Origin of the sequence: Oceanisphaera sp., from assembly GCF_052084945.1 — a bacterium.
GTDB lineage: Bacteria > Pseudomonadota > Gammaproteobacteria > Enterobacterales > Aeromonadaceae > Oceanimonas.
In genome coordinates this window covers 1-15,595 of the sequence record NZ_JBQDEX010000046.1, presented here as the reverse complement: position 1 = coordinate 15,595, position 15,595 = coordinate 1, and the positions used below count along the sequence as shown (strand labels likewise).

Here is a 15,595-nt window from a genome sequence, read left to right as displayed (position 1 = left end):
CGCAAGGCCGCACAACAGGCAGAAACTCAGGCCGAGCCCAGTGGCGATAATGCCACTAACGCCCCTGCCGCTACTGAAGCCGCCGACGATAAAAAAGCGGCTATTAAAGCGGCGGTAGCAAGGGCCAAAGCACGCAAGGCCGCACAGCAGGCAGAAGCTCAGGCCGAGCCCAGTGGCGATAATGCCACTGACGCGCCTGGCGCAGCTGAGGCCGCCGACGATAAAAAAGCCGCCATTAAAGCCGCGGTAGCAAGAGCCAAAGCGCGTAAAGCAGCACAAGAGGCTAAAGCTTCATCAGACTCATCAGCCAATAAGGACGAGCACTCATAATGGCGTTAACCATCAGCAGTTCACCGCACAGCACCATAGCGCTGGATACGCCCACCTTAATGCGGCGTGTTTGTTATTGCCTGATCCCGGGCATTGTTGCCCAATGGTGGTTTTTTGGCCCGGGTAGCTTAATTCAAATCGCCTTAGCCGTGCTTACCGCCTACGGTGCCGAAGCCTTAGTATTAAGCTTAAGGGGCAAGCGTTTAAGCCACCTTAAAGATAACTCAGCCCTACTGAGTGCCATACTCATTGGCATTGCCATACCGCCCCTTGCGCCTTGGTGGCTGGTCGTAATAGGCACCGGCTTTGCCATTATTGTGGCCAAACAACTCTATGGTGGCATTGGGCAAAACTTGTTTAACCCCGCCATGGTGGCTTATGTATTGTTATTAGTGTCATTTCCACTGCAAATGACCAGCTGGTTGCCGCCCCTTGAATTACAGCTATATCCGGTCACCTTTGCTGATAGTTTTTCAGCTATTTTTACCGGTTTTACCCTAGATGGTTTTAGCCCGCATCAATTAAAAGAGCTGGCCGACGGCACCACTATGGCCACGCCTCTCGACACCTTAAAAACCGGTTTTACTCAAGGTCATACTCACAACGAGATTATCACCAACCCCGTGTTTGCAGGCTTGGCCGGCCTAGGTTGGCAGTGGGTTAACTTGGCCTATTTAGCGGGCGGTTTGCTTATGCTGCGCCTTAAGCTAATAAGCTGGCCAATTCCGGTTGCCATTATCCTGAGCCTGTTTATTTTTAGCCTGATTGGCTTTTTAATTTCACCCGATACCACCATTGGTCCTAGCATGCATTTGCTTTCTGGTGCGACCATGTTGGGGGCTTTTTTTATTGCCACCGACCCTGTATCGGCAGCCACCACTTTTAAAGGACGCTTGGTCTATGGCGTGCTTATTGGTTTATTAGTGTATTTAATTCGTACTTTTGGCGGCTACCCAGACGCCATCGCCTTTGCGGTATTATTGGCCAATATGACAGTGCCCATGATTGATGCCCTAACCAAACCCACCACTTACGGAGCGGCGCGCTAATGCTAAAAACCATGCGTGATAATGCCTGGGTGTTAGCCGTGTTTGCCCTAGTGTGCACGGCATTGGTAGCGCTAACGCACCAACTAACAAAAAACACCATTATTCAACAAGAGCAAGCCCAACTGCTGGATGTATTAGACGATCTGCTGCCCGCCAGTAGTCACGATGAGTCGTTATTTGATCACTGTGTCATGCTCACTAATAAGCAGTTTTTAGGCAGTGATCAGCCGCTCCCTATTTTTACCGCGGTTAAAAATGGCCAACCACAAGGCTATGCCATTGAAGCCATCGCCCCCGATGGTTACAGTGGAGAAATAAAATTAGTGGTGGGCGTAGATGTGCAAGGCAGCCTAAGTGGCGTGCGTGTACTCAACCATAACGAAACCCCAGGTTTAGGCGATAAGATTGAGCTTAAAAAATCCCAGTGGTTACTGAGCTTTAATGGCAAAACCCTGAACGATGAAAATGATCCCAGATGGGCGGTGCGCAGTGACGGCGGTCAGTTTGATGCCTTTACCGGCGCCACTATTACCCCCAGAGCCGTGGTAAAAGCGGTGCGTAAGGTATTATTGTTGGTTAACCAGCAGCCGCAATTACTCACTCAAGCCCCTGCCTGTAAAGAGATAAATTGATGAGCACAGAATACAAAAACATTATGCGCCAAGGCCTATGGGGCAATAACCCCGCCTTGGTACAAATTTTAGGCTTATGCCCCATGCTGGCGGTCACCAATACCTTAACCAATGCCATGGGCTTAGGCTTGGCGACCTTGTTAGTGTTAGTCGGCTCTAACACCAGCGTGTCTTTGGTACGCAAATGGGTACCTAACGAAGTACGTATTCCCATTTATGTGATGATTATTGCAAGCCTTGTCACCTGCGTGCAGCTATTAATGAACGCCTATACCTATGGTGTGTATCAATCGCTGGGGATTTTTATTCCGCTGATTGTGACTAACTGTGTCATTATTGGCCGCGCCGAATCTTTCGCCTCTAAAAACAGCGCGCCATTGGCCGCATTAGATGGTTTTATGATGGGCTTAGGCTTTACCGCTGTGTTATTAGTGCTGGGGGGCTTGCGTGAATTATTAGGCCAAGGCACTTTATTTGATGGCGCCGAGTTATTATTAGGCGATTGGGCAGCAAGCTTGCGTGTGGATATATTACACCTTGATAACGGCTTCTTATTAGCCATTTTGCCCCCTGGTGCTTTTATTGGTTTAGGCTTATTGGTGGCCGCTAAAAACTGGATAGACAGCCGCTTAGCCCGCACCAAAGCACCGGCAGCTAAAGTAGAAGTCACCCGAGCGCGAGTCACCTCATTATGAATATAAAAAAACGTCGCGAAATATTAGAGCGCTTGCGTGCCGATAACCCCAACCCCACCACAGAGCTCAACTTTAATAACCCCTTTGAGTTACTGATCGCGGTATTATTATCAGCGCAAGCCACAGACGTTAGCGTTAATAAAGCCACTAAAGGCCTGTTTGCCGCAGGTCCTACCCCAGCGGCCATGCTGGCGTTAGGGGTTGATGGCGTAAAACAGCACATTAAAACCATAGGCCTGTTTAATACTAAAGCCGAAAACGTCATAAAAACCTGCGCCATGCTAGTGGAGCTGCATAACAGCGAAGTGCCCGAAAGCCGCGCCGCCTTAGAAGCCTTACCCGGTGTGGGCCGTAAAACCGCCAACGTTGTGCTTAATACCGCCTTTGGCTGGCCTACCATAGCGGTAGACACTCATATTTTTCGGGTCGCCAATCGCACCGCCTTTGCCAAAGGCAAAACCGTGGATCAAGTTGAGCAAGGCTTGCTTAAGTGGGTGCCGGCTGAGTTTAAAGTAGATGTACACCATTGGTTTATTCTACACGGACGCTACACCTGCATCGCCCGCAAACCCCGCTGCGAGTCTTGCATTATAGAAGACTTATGTGAATTCAAAGAAAAAACAGAAATTTAAACTAAAATGGGGTCGGAGTCATTTAACTTAATATTATAAATTGACTCCGACCCCTTTTATGTCGATGCACACATTAAATTCAATAAAAACAGAGTGTTACCTCCAATCAGGATAAAGGTAGCCATAAAATCAGTAAAATGGGTCGGAGTCATTTAACTTAATATCATAAATTGACTCCGACCCCATTTTATTCCTTTTATTGGACCCCTTTTATTTTTGTATCGCCTGCAACCCCCCGCTGCGTCACGTGCGCCTATTAAATCCACAAATTACAGCTTAGTTTATATAAGTAGATATTTTAACGATTAAAGTGTTAAAATAACATGCAAAGCAAACCAAAAGTTTATTTTTTATATAATATTCACACTTTGGGTATTAAGATGTCATCAAAATTAAACTGGCTAATTACTCATACATCTCCCGGAGCACTTGTTATTCAGCAATGGCTTACGGAAAATGGCGTTAGCTACTCCTTAGCTCAAAAGTATGCACAAAATGGCTGGCTGAGGAAGTTAAGTTCAGGCGTTTACTATCGTCCTGGTGCGAATGATGGAGTCCAGCCTAGCTGGGTTGATGCCGTACAAGCTTTAGATCTGCAGTTACATTTTCCTGTTCATTTGGCTGGATTAAGTAGCTTAACCCATCAAGGACTGAGCCATTACTTACAGCTACGTAAAGAGCAAATTTGGGTGGGTGTAAAAAACAAACCCTCGTTACCTAAATGGTTCCGTGAATTCTTACAACAGGATTGGTTCTACTGCGGTAATCATAAACTGCAGCTTATTCCTGATAGAGATTTGAAGACAGTTACGATCAACGGCAAAGCGTTAACAGCCAGTTGCCCAGAGCTTGCCGCTTATGAAGTAGTTGATGCAATTGGCAAGCAGATTTCTTTTGAGCATACAGCAGAACTATTTCAAGGCTTAGTGAACCTCAGCCCTAGAAAGGTGCAATCTATTCTTGAGCGAAGCAAGGCGATACAAACCAACAGGGTCTTCTTATTTTTAAGCCATTACCACACTCATCAATGGACCAAACATCTTGATGAAACAAGTATCGAGTTGGGTTCTGGTAAGCGCCAAGTTGTAGACAAAGGCAGGTATGATGCTCGTTATCAAATAACAGTACCAGACACATTGAGTGCAAAAAAAGCAGAGTAAGCTATGGATAGAGAAAGTCCGTATTACCAGCAGGTTTCACTGCTTATGAGAATGTTGCCAGTCGTTGCAACAGAACCTGTATTTGCACTTAAAGGCGGCACGGCAATCAATTTATTTGTGAGAAATTTTCCTCGCTTATCGGTCGATATTGATCTGGCTTACCTCCCACTTGAGCCCAGAGATGAAGCGTTAGCAAATGTGAGAGCAGCTCTGCAACGTATTACGGAGCTAATCAATGCTCAACCAGACACAAAAGCTATCTTTCAAGACAACAAAGTGGATGAGCTTCGTATCGTTGTCACCAACCCTAAAGCTACAATAAAAATTGAAATCTCCCCAGTAGCTAGAGGCACTTTGCATCAGCCGAAAAACGTTCCAGTTCAAGAGTCTGTTGAACTGGAATTTGGTTATGCCGAGATTTTAGTTGTTAGTCTACCTGATCTCTATGGTGGTAAGTTATGCGCGGCAATGGATCGCCAGCATCCTCGCGACCTCTTTGATATTCGTAAGTTACTTGAAGAAGAAGGTATTTCCAGAGATATTTTTATTGGATTTTTAACTTACGTGTTAAGTCATCCAAGACCTATAAATGAGGTTATGGCCCCTAATTGGCAGCCACTTAATGAAAAGTTTAAAGCAGAGTTTGATGGCATGACATTTGAAGTTGTTGAGCTTGAGGATTTAGTTGCTGTCAGACCAGCAATGATGGCAGCACTCAAAGCACATTTCATAGCAAAGGATCACGCATTTCTCTTATCTTTTAAACAAGGAAATCCTGACTGGACATTATTTGAGCACCCAGATGCAGCTAACCTTCCAGCTATACGCTGGAAGCTGCAAAACATTGCTAAATTGGCTAAAAATAAAGAAAAACATGCAGAGCAGCTATCTAAATTAGAGAAAGTACTTGATAAATGGCTTATTGAACCAAAAGACTGAACGATCGACGTATAGCGGTCGATGTTTGTCTTTAACCGATCGCTTACGGCTTTTTTACGCTTACGACAATCAGCTGTTTCTGTTTTTTCCTGCTACAATGCAGCAATTTAACATCGCCACGAAAAATCTAATTATAGGAGAAAAATAATGCGCATTTTACACACCATGCTACGCGTGGGTCATCTTGATAAATCGATCGCCTTTTACACCGATGTAATGGGCATGAAGCTACTCCGCAGCAGCGAAAATGTGGAGTATAAATACACATTGGCGTTTGTCGGTTATGGCAATGAAGAAGACGAAGCCGTACTAGAGCTGACGTATAACTGGGACACAGATACCTACGATCATGGCACCGCCTATGGTCATATTGCCATAGAGGCTGACGATATTTACGCCATGTGCGAGCAAATTCGCACGGCAGGTGGAAAAGTGGTGCGAGAGCCAGGTCCGGTAAAAGGCGGCACTACGGTTATCGCCTTTGTTGAAGATCCTGATGGCTATAAAATTGAGCTGATCGCCAAAAAAGACGCCGGCAAAGGGTTGGGGGACTAAAACACAGCGCCCGGCGCCTAGCACCAAGCGCCAAGGAAAACAAAGAGCCGGTGGTTATCTTTGATGCCGTCTTCCTGACGCAAGTCAGGATCTACTTTTAAAACACAGCGTCCAGCACCAAGCGCTAAGGAAAACAAGAAGCTGATGGTTATCTTTGCTGCCGTCTTCCTGACGCAGGTCAGGATCTGCTTTTAAAACACAGCGCAGATACCGGAACGAGCCCGGTAAGACGGCAAAGGGCGAAGTTTATTTTTTAGCTGGGCGCTGCTCTTTAACGTAACGGCAGTTCTACATCTGCAAATAGTTGGTCGCGCTCTTCAGCGGTTTTTAAGGCTATGGCTTTATCTACGCGCTCACGCGTAAGGTGTGGGGCAAAGCGCTCCATAAAGTCATACATATAGCTGCGCAAAAAGGTGCCTTTACGAAAGCCAATTTTAGTGGTGCTAGAAGCAAATAAGTGGCTCGCATCAATGGCCACTAAATCGGTATCTTGCACCGGATCTATGGCCATACTGGCTAATACTCCAATACCTACACCGGCGCGCACATAGGTTTTTATTACATCGGCATCGGTGGCAGTAAACACCACATTAGGCTCAAAACCGGCCTCGTTAAAGGCTATATCCAACTCAGATCGGCCAGTAAAACCAAATACATAAGTCACTAAAGAATAGTGCGCAATATCGGCAATTGCCGGCTTATCAATATTGGCCAAAGGATGCCCTTTAGGCACTAAAATGCAACGATTCCAGTGATAACAAGGCAGCATTATTAAGTCTTGATATAAATGCATGGCTTCGGTGGCAATGGCAAAATCAGACGATCCTTTTGCTACAGACTCACTAATTTGCATGGGGGTGCCTTGGTGCATATGTAGCGACACTTTAGGATAGCGATGTATAAAGCCCTGAATCACCTCTGGTAGTGCGTATCGTGCTTGGGTATGGGTGGTGGAAATATTTAACGACCCTTGATCAGGATGAGTATGCTGGCTGGCCACCGCTTTAATGCTTTCGACCTTGCCAAGAATTTCGCTAGAAATACGAATAATATCTTTCCCCGCAGGGGTCACACGGGTTAAATGCTTACCACTGCGCTCAAATACCTGAACCCCAAGCTCATCTTCTAACATTCGCACTTGCTTACTGATGCCAGGCTGTGATGTGTAAAGGCTCTCGGCCGTGGCAGACACATTCAGATTATGATTGGCAACTTCCACTATGTAACGTAACTGCTGCAGTTTCATGGGATTCTCACATTAGGGTAGTAATAATATGTGATATATTGTCAAATACGACAAACACATACTTAACTGAGTCATTAATAACTATAAGTTATATCAAAATAACTAAAATCTCAATGATTCATGCCAAGCTAAGCCCAGTAAATTAGCCAAAGCCCCAAGACTGGGGTACCATTTATTTTTATCTTTCACCCTAACTGAGCCGCCATCATATGACGTTGACCCTGATCCTCATAGCCATAGGCGCATTGCTTTTACTGATCATTATTTACAATATTTTGCAGCAATACTTGCAAAAGCAAGAAGCAGAAAAACGCACCCAATTGCTAAGACATAAAAATATTATTAATGAAACCGATGAGCTCTTGCTTAATGCCAGTCAACTGCCCTTTAGTAAAGCGTTAGTGGTTAGCCTGTACAGTCGTATTTTGCACAGCTTAAAAGCCATGCAACAGCAAGACCCTAACAGCGAGCAAATAAAAACGCGTTTAGTAAATATTCAGCAACAAATACAGCATGTAAAAGATAACTACAGCCAAGAACAACCAGGGTTAAAGCCGCCCGAGTCGGATCAACAAGCCCTGCATATGCTGCAAGTGGTGAAGCGGCTACGCACTGTGCTGCGCATTGAGCACAACAAAGGCAAGCTTGGCAACCAAACCTTTGTGCAAGAAGACAGGCGCCTTGAGCTAATACGCTTAAAGATTAATTTAGTGAACTTGGCTAAACGCGCTCGTACCGCTTTGGGTAATAAAGACGTCAATACCGCACAACAACTGCTTAAAAAAGGCTTATCAGTACTGGATCAAATACCCGATAAAGACGAACAACTCAAAGGAATAGAGAGTAACTTGCAACAACGCTTAAGCGAGCTCACCTCCACCCAGAAAAAAGAGCTGCAAGAACAGCAAGCTCAAGAAGAAGAGAAATCTGAACTGGATTTATTGTTTGAGCCAAAACGAAAATGGTAACACCCGTGCCTCATTTATACTCAGTGTTAGATAACCTGCCCGCATTTTTAGGGGAGCTAGAGCAGGGCCTGCTAGACCATGGTCTATCACCTAGCATAGGGCCTATGGATCATCTCTGTTATCGCGCGCAAGATAATCACCAATATCTAACATTGCGAGATACGCTCGCGCAATATGGCGACGTTTTGGTAGAAGGTATGATAGCTAACCGCCCTATTATCACCTTTAAACTGCATCAGCCCTTAGCCAGTGCCTTTGGCCCTATTCCCTGCCTTGAACTGGCCGCCCCTAAAGCGGGAAAGCTACACACCCATGGCTTAGAGCACGGCGAAATAGTAGTACCCAGCTTGCAACAGCTGCTAACAGACTACCCTTGGGTGCCCTTTAAACGCGATGCATTACACAGCATCGCCCCCGAGCTGACTCTGTCACTAACGCCTTATCAAGTTAAGTTTCATTGTAAAAGCTTAGAAGACACCATAACGTTAGAAATTGCCAACAACCAAGTCATCCCCGTGCCCGCGCATTATTTTAAATGAAAGAGATTAGGGAATGGGGAGTGGCTAAGAACAGCGCCAAGCTAAACAAAGCACCGTTTTTGATGGCGTCATGCCGGACTTGCTCCGGTATCTCTACGCCTTTCAGTGAGCGATAAGCTTGCAGCGGAGAACGGGAAGGTATTCTGTATTGGCTTTACTTCTGGCTTATCGCTTCCAGCTATTTTTTGACCTGACAATAAAAAGTTCTTTTTAGGTTTAGTCTCTATTTTTCCGTAGGTTTTGTGTATTCCGTGGCAAAAGACCTTTAAGCTCTAGCCTCTGCTCGTTCACTGCGTTTTTTAAGATGCAGCGTTAACCCCGCAGTCAAGAACAACACCAACCACATGCCCACAGCCACACCGGCTAAGCGGCCTTGCTCCCAAAACGGGTAAAGATATAAGCCACCCAAACTGGCACCTAAGTAATAAAACACCAAGTATAATGACGAGGCCAAGGCTCTATTACTCTTTACGCTGCGCCCTACCCAGCTACTCGCACAAGCGTGAGCCAAAAAGAATGCAAAGCTATCTATTAACAAAGTGAGTAAAATAAGTGGCAAGCGACCACTCAATAACCCTAAGTTACCCACAGCCATTATCACAATAGCCGCCAACAAGGTTTGAAACACACCAAAACGATTTACCAGCCAGCCACTGATGCTAGAAGCAACAGTGCCCGTTAAATAGGTTAAAAACAATAAACCCAAGGCGGCGGATGCCATATTAATAGGGGGGGCTGAAAAATAAAAAGCCACATAAGTGTATTGATTTAAAAACACCATAAAGTTAAGCCCACCCACTAAATAAATGGGCCACAATAATGGGTTTTTAATATGACTAAGCAAGGCACTTGCCCCTTGCCCTTTATTCGCAGGTGCAAAGTGTTGTGAAGCAGGTAGCCATTTTAATAACGGCAGCCACAGCAATAAACTCCCCCCCGCAAGCACCATAAAGCTCACCTGCCAACCGCCCCACTGAGCCAATAAACCACCCAACACTCGCCCGGCAATGCCCCCTAATGAGTTAGCCGCAATATAAATACCAATGCTGGTCACTAACGCTTTAGGGGTAAACTCCTCGCTCATATACGCCACAGCTGTGGCAGGTAAACCGGCTAAAAAGAAGCCTTGTACGCCGCGCGCCACTAATAGGCTATTAAAATGTGTTAACTGAGCAATAATCAGCCCCAACACTAACGCCACCAGCAAACAGCCCAACATAACCGATTTTCGCCCATACTTATCAGCCATTTGCGCCCAAAACAACAATCCCAGCGCCAACCCTAAAGTAGCAACAGACAACACCCAACTGGCCGATAAGGCAGATACCTCAAAATCGCTCGCAAGCATGGGTAATAAAGGTTGGGCAATATACAAATTAATAAACACCAGCATAGAGCCTAAGCCTAACGCCAGCGTGGCACGCCACCACAAAGGGCTTTTTAAATCAATCATCGCTGCTTACTCCTGCATAACAGCAATGATCTTACCCCTAACTAAAATATAAATAAAATATATAAAAGTTATTTAAATGATAAGATAAAATTATAATTAAATATAAACGCTAGTTAAGGAAAATTGATGCTGGATGTAAAATGGCTACGCCAGTTTGCCGCCGTTGCAAACGAAGGCAACATAACCCGAGCCGCCAAACAACTGCATGTGGCACAACCTGCAGTGAGTATGACCTTAAAAAAATTAGAGCAGCACTTGGGGGTGGCCTTGTTTGATCGCCATCAAGGGCGCTTACATCTCACACTTGAAGGCGAGCGTTTATATCAACACACCTTACGTATTATGGGGGCCCTAACACTGGCCGAGCAAGATATGGCAGCCTTGCAAAGTTTAAACAGTGGTGAAGTCTGTATTGGCATTCCTAGCATGTTGGGCTCGTTTTATTTTCCACCACGATTAATGGCTTTTAAGCACCAGTACCCAGGCTTGTCTATTCGGGTAGAAGAAGCCGGTACACAAGATGTGTTGGCCAAACTATGTCAAGGCCAGCTTGGGCTAGGCATAGTACTTACCTCCTCATTACCTCCCGAGCTAAATAGCCTGCCGCTGCTACGCGAAGAAATGGTAGCCGTTGTAAATGCAGATCACCCCGCCCGCCAACAAACGGCCATTAGCATAGACGACTTTTTAGCAGAAGAATTAGCCATATTTAGACACGGCTTTTTTCATCGCGAATATATAGAGGACATGGCCAAAAAAAGAGGGCTACACCCACATATTGGTTTTGAAAGTAATTTAATTCCCCTCTTAAAAGCTGTAGTACGCCAAGGTTTTGCTATAACAACGTTTTTACGCATGGTAGTAAAAGATGATGAAGATCTATTTGCTGTCTCTTTTGCCGAACCCTACTTTTTAGACTTGTGCCTTGCTTGGCCTAACAACCGCCCACTATCCCGTGCCGAACAATCCTTTGTTGAGTTTATGCAGCAGCAAGTTAGCCCCGAGTACCCAACCCCTTCGAGGAGCCTTGAGCTTTAAGCTGTCAGACAAATAAAGCACTGGATTGCCGCGCTCCGGTGGCTGAAGACTTTATTTTCCCTCTTTACAGACTCAAATAAAGACGTTATAACATAACAAAACCAAATGGAGCTTGTTATGTTTATTAAACCCTTATTGTTTACTCTACCCCTATTACCACTGGCGGCGCTGGCGCAAGCTCAGCCCCAAGCACATCAAGATACGGTGCACCAGCTTGGTGTGCACCAACATGGCTTTGGTCGTTTAAGTCTGGCCTTAGATCAGCAGCAATTGGTGCTGGAGTTATTCGCACCGGCAGCCGATATTGTGGGCTTTGAACACACCCCTAATACCGCCGAGCAGCGTACTCAATACCAAACGGCATTAACCCGTGTACAAGATGGCGACCTACTATTTACCTTGCCCACTGCGGCAGCTTGCCAGCTGTTAGACAGCCAGTTAATTGCACAACACCAAGGTGATTTAGAGGCAGCTGCGCATCATCATGATGACCATCCGCATCATGATCACGCACATAAACATGAACATGACGAACACCATGCTAGCCATGAAGATCACGATGACGAGCACCATGCTGACCATGATCATAGCGACATATTAGTTGCCTATCGTTATCAGTGTCAGCAGCCCCAGGCATTAACTGAGCTCAGCACTCAGCTGTTTGAGCAGTTCACCAGCTTTACTCACATTGAGCTGCAAGGCATAGTGCCCACCGGCCAGGTTGCCGCCAGCCTCACCCCCAACCAAGCCACGGCAAGCTGGTAGCCGCCATGAAGCACTTAGTGTCCATTAACCAGCTCAAGTTTGCCTGGCCCGGCCAAGCGCCTTTGCTGCATATTCCTCACTTTGAGCTGGCCGCCGGTGAGTCGGTCTTTATTAAGGGGCCCAGTGGCAGTGGTAAAAGTACGCTACTGAGTTTGTTGTCCGGCATTCAGCGCGCCAATCAAGGTCAGTTGTGTCTATTAGGTAATGACTTAACTCAGATGTCGGGCCGAGCACGGGATCAATTTAGAGCCGATCATATCGGCTATATTTTTCAGCAGTTTAATTTATTGCCCTTTTTATCGGTGCTAGAAAATGTTACCTCGGCGCTGATATTTTCGCGCAACAAGCGCCAGCGCCTCACGCAACCAGCCGCAACCGAGGCCAAACGCTTGCTCACGGAATTACAACTGGCGCCCGAGCTGTGGTTACAACCGGTGCACCGGCTGAGCATAGGTCAACAGCAAAGAGTCGCCGCGGCCCGTGCCTTACTGGGTAGACCAGAGTTAGTGATTGCCGACGAGCCCACCTCGGCATTGGATACTGACAACAGAGCGGCCTTTATGCGCTTGTTGTTTAACGAATGCCAGCGCCAGCACAGCAGCCTGATCTTTGTTAGCCACGACTCGGCATTAGAGCCGCACTTCACCCGTGTGCTGTCTTTGTCTGATCTAAATAAGGGCCTAACATGTTAATACTGGCGTTAAAGAGTATGTGGGCGCGGCGCTTAACGGCGGGCTTAACGCTGGCCGCCATTGCCATTAGTGTGCTGTTATTGCTAGGGGTAGAAAAAATACGCTTTGAACTCAAAGACAGTTTTTCTCGCACCTTATCGGGCACCGACTTAATTGTTGGCGCCCGTACTGGGCAAATCAACCTGCTGTTATATTCAGTATTTCGGCTCGGCAGCCCCACCAACAACATCAGCTGGAGTAGTTACCAGCGCATTAAACAACAGCAAGGCATAGCCTGGACCATTCCCATTGCCTTGGGTGACTCCCATCAAGGTTTTCGGGTATTAGGCACCAACCAAGATTATTTTAAGCATTATGCTTATGGCCGTCAGCAACCGCTACAATTTGCAGCGGGCCGCGCCTTTAATGACACGTTTGAGGCCGTGATAGGTGCAGAAGTGGCGCGTAACTTGGGTTATCAACTGAATGACTCACTGATTATTGCACACGGGGCAGGTAACACTTCATTTAGCTTGCATGACGACTTGCCGTTTACCCTAGTGGGCATTTTAGCGCCCACCGGCACGCCGGTAGATAAAACCGTGCATGTGCGCCTAGACGGTCTAGAAGCCATTCATATTGGTTGGCAAAGTGGTCGTAAAACTCAACAGCTGTCTCATAAACAAGCCAGAGATCACGACTTAACGCCACAATCCATTACCGCCTTCTTGGTAGGCATGCACAACAAGGTGCAGGTATTTGGCTTGCAACGCGCCATTAATCAGTATCGCACCGAACCATTATCAGCCATTTTACCGGGCGCGGCCTTGCACGAACTGTGGAGCCTGCTCAGCATGGCCGAAAAAACCATTGCCTTTATTGCCTTGTTAGTGGTGGTGGCGGGTTTGTTAGGCATGCTAACCACCTTGTTGGCGGGGTTGTCGGCACGGCGACGCGAACTGGCGATTTTGCGCTCTTTGGGTGCCGAGCCTCGGCATTTATTTGGTTTGTTGGCCTTAGAAGCCTTGCTGATCACAAGCCTTGGCATCAGCTTGGGTCTGGCGCTGCTATATGGTAGCTTGCAATGGCTGGCGCCTTGGTTACAAGCGCAATACGGCTTATTGTTGTACCCCGCCTTACCCCACGCCGGTGAGTGGCGGCTAATGGGCTTAACCCTATTGGCAGGCATCTTAATCGGCTTGCTGCCTGCGGCACGAGCCTACTTTTATTCACTGCACGATGGAATGAGTATTAATCACTGATGTTACATTATATTGCCATGGCGCTCACCGCGCTGCTGTTCGCCACTGCCCCCTTAGCCGACGAATACCGGCTGTTAGAGTGGGACGACTTAATCCCACTGGCAGAGCAACTGAATCCGCCGCCGTTTCCGCAGGTGGATCATAACGATGAATTTGCCATTCCGGCTCAGCCCATCGGTAAGGTGGTGCCCAGCCTCAACGGCCAACAGGTACGGCTGCCCGGCTTTGTGGTGCCACTAGAAGGCGACAGCCATGAGATCACCGCCTTTTTACTGGTGCCCTATTTTGGCGCTTGCATTCATGTGCCGCCACCACCCACCAATCAAATTGTGTATGTGGAATACCCAGCGGGCGCTCAAGTAGATGATTTATGGGACGCGGTTTGGGTAACCGGCACCTTGCACACTACCGCCGCCAGCCACGACATGGGCAATACTGCCTACTCGTTAACAGGCACCAGCGTCATCCCTTATGAACAACCGCATTAATTAACCCTCACCACTGTCTTTTCGCCCTTAGCCGCCTTTGCGAGCGCAGCGAAGCAATCCTGTCTACAAACAGCACGGAGCCAAACGCTAGATTGCCGCGTCGCTACGCTCCTCACAATGAACTTCAGGGCAGCGCCGAGCGCCAAGCTAAAAGAAAACACCGGCTTGGCGATTGGCAGTGTAATCACTGCCCCTCTATTCCCCATTCCCTAATCACTATTCCCTATCTCCTAGCCCCAGCTCTTCCATTCTCTGGTACAATCTCACTCTCTACATGATTGATACAGCCCACAACACTATGCGCTTAATACTGGCCCCGATGGAGGGGGTATTGGATCATTTAATGCGAGACTTACTGACTCGTATAAACCCCTTCGATTTATGTGTGACCGAGTTTGTGCGTGTCGTCGATATGCGCCTGCCCCCCCGCGTGTTTTATCGCTTGTGCCCAGAGCTACATCAGGGCTGCAACACACCTGCGGGTACCCCAGTGCGCATTCAACTATTAGGCCAAGAACCCGACTGGCTGGCAGAAAATGCCGATCAAGCCTGTCTATTAGGGGCTAAAGGCATTGATTTAAACTTTGGCTGTCCGGCCAAAACCGTGAATAAAAGTCGTGGCGGTGCAGCTTTGTTAGCCGACAGTGAACTGCTCTATCGCATTGCCAAAGCAGTGCGCGCTGCTGTACCCGCTCACCTTCCCGTGAGTGCTAAAATTCGCTTAGGCTTAGAAAACAGAGACTCGTATTTAGAAAATAGCCAAGCACTGGCTGAGGGTGGCATTAGTGAGCTGGCAGTACATGCCCGCAGCAAGCAAGATGGCTATCGGCCCCCTGCGTATTGGCCATTAGTCAGTGAGATCCGTGACGCCTTATCGATTCCGGTAGTGATTAATGGCGAAATTTGGAATGCCGACCAAGCCCTTCAAGCTCAAACACAAAGCCAGTGTAACGATGTGATGCTGGGCCGAGGGGCGCTGGCTTTACCTAATTTGGCCGCCACCATTCAACAAGGCGCCCCCGCCATGAGCTGGGCACAAGTGGTTGCATTATTATTAGACTATTCGGCGTTAGAAGTTGAGGGCGATAAAGGCGTGTATTACCCTAATCGCATTAAGCAGTGGCTAAGGTATTTAAAAGAGCAATACCCCCAAGCACACACTTTATTTGCTGA

General features: G+C 47.2%; 17 protein-coding genes and 1 pseudogene. 16 read left to right on the top strand and 2 right to left on the bottom strand.

What is annotated here, in order from left to right; genetic code table 11:
* The 8 genes and pseudogenes from ACTHY5_RS06100 to gloA all read left to right on the top strand — a co-directional run.
* Positions 1-330: pseudogene (locus ACTHY5_RS06100) on the top strand (electron transport complex subunit RsxC); the annotation flags it as partial.
* The gene (rsxD, locus tag ACTHY5_RS06095; protein WP_441877784.1) at positions 330-1,379 is read left to right on the top strand and encodes an electron transport complex subunit RsxD; all 1,050 of its coding nucleotides are present in this window, start codon (positions 330-332) and stop codon (positions 1,377-1,379) included. The pseudogene ACTHY5_RS06100 and the gene rsxD, both read left to right, overlap by 1 nt.
* Complete coding sequence (gene rsxG, locus ACTHY5_RS06090; RefSeq protein ID WP_441877782.1) at positions 1,379-2,011, top strand: electron transport complex subunit RsxG; 633 nt, start codon at positions 1,379-1,381, stop codon at positions 2,009-2,011. Before rsxD ends, rsxG begins: the two co-directional genes overlap by 1 nt.
* Positions 2,011-2,706: an electron transport complex subunit E gene (locus ACTHY5_RS06085; protein WP_441877780.1), complete on the top strand. Its 696-nt coding sequence runs from the start codon at positions 2,011-2,013 to the stop codon at positions 2,704-2,706. The genes rsxG and ACTHY5_RS06085 overlap by 1 nt, the downstream gene beginning before the upstream one ends.
* Positions 2,703-3,338, top strand: coding sequence for an endonuclease III (nth, locus tag ACTHY5_RS06080; protein WP_441877778.1), 636 nt, complete (start codon positions 2,703-2,705; stop codon positions 3,336-3,338). The genes ACTHY5_RS06085 and nth overlap by 4 nt, the downstream gene beginning before the upstream one ends.
* Positions 3,339-3,661: 323 nt before the next feature.
* Positions 3,662-4,498: a type IV toxin-antitoxin system AbiEi family antitoxin gene (locus ACTHY5_RS06075; protein WP_441877776.1), complete on the top strand. Its 837-nt coding sequence runs from the start codon at positions 3,662-3,664 to the stop codon at positions 4,496-4,498.
* Between the two features lie 3 nt (positions 4,499-4,501).
* The gene (locus ACTHY5_RS06070) at positions 4,502-5,437 is read left to right on the top strand and encodes a nucleotidyl transferase AbiEii/AbiGii toxin family protein (protein ID WP_441877774.1); all 936 of its coding nucleotides are present in this window, start codon (positions 4,502-4,504) and stop codon (positions 5,435-5,437) included.
* A gap of 147 nt (positions 5,438-5,584) precedes the next feature.
* A complete protein-coding gene (gene gloA / locus ACTHY5_RS06065; protein WP_441877772.1) occupies positions 5,585-5,992 on the top strand; it encodes a lactoylglutathione lyase in 408 nt (135 codons plus the stop codon).
* Between the two features lie 271 nt (positions 5,993-6,263).
* Here gloA and cysB read toward each other — a convergent pair whose 3' ends face one another.
* Entirely contained in the window at positions 6,264-7,238 is a 975-nt protein-coding gene (gene cysB / locus ACTHY5_RS06060; RefSeq protein WP_441877770.1) for an HTH-type transcriptional regulator CysB, read from the bottom strand.
* A gap of 209 nt (positions 7,239-7,447) precedes the next feature.
* Here cysB and ACTHY5_RS06055 point away from each other — a divergent pair, with 209 nt between their 5' ends.
* Both ACTHY5_RS06055 and ACTHY5_RS06050 read left to right on the top strand, forming a co-directional pair.
* Positions 7,448-8,206, top strand: coding sequence for a DNA repair ATPase (locus ACTHY5_RS06055; RefSeq protein WP_441877768.1), 759 nt, complete (start codon positions 7,448-7,450; stop codon positions 8,204-8,206).
* A 5-nt stretch (positions 8,207-8,211) separates the two neighbouring features.
* Positions 8,212-8,745 carry a VOC family protein gene (locus ACTHY5_RS06050; protein ID WP_441877766.1) on the top strand — a complete coding sequence of 178 codons (534 nt, stop codon included), beginning with the start codon at positions 8,212-8,214 and terminating at the stop codon, positions 8,743-8,745.
* Positions 8,746-9,010: 265 nt separating this feature from the next.
* Here the strand turns inward: ACTHY5_RS06050 and ACTHY5_RS06045 are convergent, their stop codons facing one another.
* Positions 9,011-10,198, bottom strand: a complete 1,188-nt coding sequence (locus ACTHY5_RS06045; RefSeq protein ID WP_441877764.1) for an MFS transporter — start codon at positions 10,196-10,198, stop codon at positions 9,011-9,013.
* A gap of 126 nt (positions 10,199-10,324) precedes the next feature.
* On the opposite strand from ACTHY5_RS06045, the gene ACTHY5_RS06040 reads away from it, so the two are divergent.
* The 6 genes from ACTHY5_RS06040 to ACTHY5_RS06015 all read left to right on the top strand — a co-directional run.
* Positions 10,325-11,236: a LysR family transcriptional regulator gene (locus ACTHY5_RS06040; protein ID WP_441877762.1), complete on the top strand. Its 912-nt coding sequence runs from the start codon at positions 10,325-10,327 to the stop codon at positions 11,234-11,236.
* 117 nt (positions 11,237-11,353) lie between these two features.
* Entirely contained in the window at positions 11,354-12,001 is a 648-nt protein-coding gene (locus ACTHY5_RS06035; RefSeq protein WP_441877760.1) for a ZrgA family zinc uptake protein, read from the top strand.
* A gap of 5 nt (positions 12,002-12,006) precedes the next feature.
* A complete protein-coding gene (locus ACTHY5_RS06030) occupies positions 12,007-12,693 on the top strand; it encodes an ABC transporter ATP-binding protein (RefSeq protein WP_441877758.1) in 687 nt (228 codons plus the stop codon).
* Positions 12,687-13,934, top strand: coding sequence for an ABC transporter permease (locus ACTHY5_RS06025; RefSeq protein WP_441877756.1), 1,248 nt, complete (start codon positions 12,687-12,689; stop codon positions 13,932-13,934). Before ACTHY5_RS06030 ends, ACTHY5_RS06025 begins: the two co-directional genes overlap by 7 nt.
* Positions 13,934-14,422, top strand: coding sequence for a DUF3299 domain-containing protein (locus ACTHY5_RS06020; protein ID WP_441877754.1), 489 nt, complete (start codon positions 13,934-13,936; stop codon positions 14,420-14,422). Before ACTHY5_RS06025 ends, ACTHY5_RS06020 begins: the two co-directional genes overlap by 1 nt.
* 298 nt (positions 14,423-14,720) lie before the next feature.
* The coding region (locus tag ACTHY5_RS06015; RefSeq protein ID WP_441877790.1) for a tRNA-dihydrouridine synthase at positions 14,721-15,595 on the top strand (875 nt) is incomplete at its 3' end.

Bases quoted from the DNA above. Each gene is read 5' to 3' on its own strand.
- ACTHY5_RS06040 (WP_441877762.1), top strand. From the start codon at position 10,325: ATGCTGGATGTAAAATGGCTACGCCAGTTTGCCGCCGTTGCAAACGAA.
- ACTHY5_RS06045 (WP_441877764.1), bottom strand. From the start codon at position 10,198: ATGATTGATTTAAAAAGCCCTTTGTGGTGGCGTGCCACGCTGGCGTTA.
- rsxD (WP_441877784.1), top strand. From the start codon at position 330: ATGGCGTTAACCATCAGCAGTTCACCGCACAGCACCATAGCGCTGGAT.
- nth (WP_441877778.1), top strand. From the start codon at position 2,703: ATGAATATAAAAAAACGTCGCGAAATATTAGAGCGCTTGCGTGCCGAT.
- ACTHY5_RS06020 (WP_441877754.1), top strand. From the start codon at position 13,934: ATGTTACATTATATTGCCATGGCGCTCACCGCGCTGCTGTTCGCCACT.
- ACTHY5_RS06070 (WP_441877774.1), top strand. From the start codon at position 4,502: ATGGATAGAGAAAGTCCGTATTACCAGCAGGTTTCACTGCTTATGAGA.
- ACTHY5_RS06030 (WP_441877758.1), top strand. From the start codon at position 12,007: ATGAAGCACTTAGTGTCCATTAACCAGCTCAAGTTTGCCTGGCCCGGC.
- gloA (WP_441877772.1), top strand. From the start codon at position 5,585: ATGCGCATTTTACACACCATGCTACGCGTGGGTCATCTTGATAAATCG.
- ACTHY5_RS06085 (WP_441877780.1), top strand. From the start codon at position 2,011: ATGAGCACAGAATACAAAAACATTATGCGCCAAGGCCTATGGGGCAAT.
- ACTHY5_RS06035 (WP_441877760.1), top strand. From the start codon at position 11,354: ATGTTTATTAAACCCTTATTGTTTACTCTACCCCTATTACCACTGGCG.
- ACTHY5_RS06055 (WP_441877768.1), top strand. From the start codon at position 7,448: ATGACGTTGACCCTGATCCTCATAGCCATAGGCGCATTGCTTTTACTG.
- rsxG (WP_441877782.1), top strand. From the start codon at position 1,379: ATGCTAAAAACCATGCGTGATAATGCCTGGGTGTTAGCCGTGTTTGCC.
- ACTHY5_RS06075 (WP_441877776.1), top strand. From the start codon at position 3,662: ATGCAAAGCAAACCAAAAGTTTATTTTTTATATAATATTCACACTTTG.
- cysB (WP_441877770.1), bottom strand. From the start codon at position 7,238: ATGAAACTGCAGCAGTTACGTTACATAGTGGAAGTTGCCAATCATAAT.
- ACTHY5_RS06025 (WP_441877756.1), top strand. From the start codon at position 12,687: ATGTTAATACTGGCGTTAAAGAGTATGTGGGCGCGGCGCTTAACGGCG.